The following is a 1,383-nucleotide window of genomic DNA, read 5'->3' on the forward strand; positions in this document are numbered from 1 at the left end:
CAATTGCCCCGAGCGCCGATCAAAAATAATTAACCACCCGCTGTCCAATCCCAATCCCGCCAAATAGCCGTCTAATTGTTCTAATCCCGCTGTCAATGGGTCTTTTTCATTCTCCCGCCAGACTTTTAATTCTATTCCGAGCGTCACCGCGCCATAGCGCAAGCATAAATCCATTCGCCCAGAGCCAATGGCGTATTCCCGTTCGAGGGTGCCATCACCATTCACCACGCGGTGTAAAAATGCCATTAACACCAAATGCGGGGCGATCTCATGGTAGGGCGCACTTTTTAATAGCGGTTGACCGTGTTGCCGCCAAAAGATTAGAAAGGTTTTTAATAATTGCTCGGGATTCAAACTGCCATCGCTATTTAACCAAGTTGGATGAATGTGCGGTAATGACGCTTGCGGGGTGAAAGATAAACTACGCGGCAAAACTTCTTTATAAATCGGATTGGCTATTCGTAACCCCCCGCTCGTTGTCATTCGGCACAGGCCGAGATCAATTAAATATTGAATATCATCATCCGGCACGTTGTCTAATAGAGTGCCTGCTAACATCGGTTCAATCACGCGGCGGACGCGCTCCTCGCGCAATTTATCAGCCAATTGATCCAAATGCGTCACACGGTTAATAATTAAGTATTCTTTTGCTTGATTGATGTGCGTAATCGTAATTGATTGAGAACGCTCACGCCCAGCGGGCAGGCGAAAACATACATGATACGCAAGTGCATTGACTAACCAGGGTTGACCTTGCGTTAATTGCCAGACCTGTTCAATTGCTTCTGGCGTAAAAACCTGTCCCGTTTCTGTTGTGTGTTCTGTTAATAACGCGGCTACTTCAGCGGCAGTGAAATCGCCTAATCGCAATGATTCGGCTTTAATATTAAACGCGCTGCCGCCGGTAATTGGGCTGGCTTCAGAACGCGCATGAATGCGGTAATCACGCAAATCACGCACACCGCAGAGAATGATTGATTGTGGAAATGCGGCCGGGCGTTGCGTATAGCCAGCGCGCAATTGACGCAATAATGAAATGAGCGTGTCACCAATTAACGCATCTACCTCGTCGAGTAATAACACGAGCGGCTGCGGAGAGGATTGACTCCAACGTGTGAGAAATTCCTGCAACGCAATTGTGATCGATTGATCGGCGAGTACTTCGCGTACCAAAGTTGTGGGATGTGAATCATTCAAAATTAAACGGGCGCTATTGGCAATCGTTTGAATAATGCCGGTGATTGCTGGTATTAAATTTTCCCGCGCCGCCTGCGCACTTTCGATATTCGCGTAAAGTGCTCGATAACGCCCGTCGTTATTCAAATATTCCATTAACGCTAATAAACAAGACGTTTTGCCAGTTTGACGCGGCGCGTGCAATAG

The 1,383-nt window shown here is 47.5% G+C and carries 1 protein-coding gene; it reads right to left on the bottom strand.

What is annotated here, in order from left to right:
* Positions 1-1,383, bottom strand: a 1,383-nt coding sequence (locus tag HUK38_RS14550; protein ID WP_182585041.1) for an AAA-like domain-containing protein, incomplete at both ends; no start/stop codon positions are given.

This window comes from Thiospirillum jenense (genome assembly GCF_014145225.1).
Taxonomy (GTDB): domain Bacteria; phylum Pseudomonadota; class Gammaproteobacteria; order Chromatiales; family Chromatiaceae; genus Thiospirillum; species Thiospirillum jenense.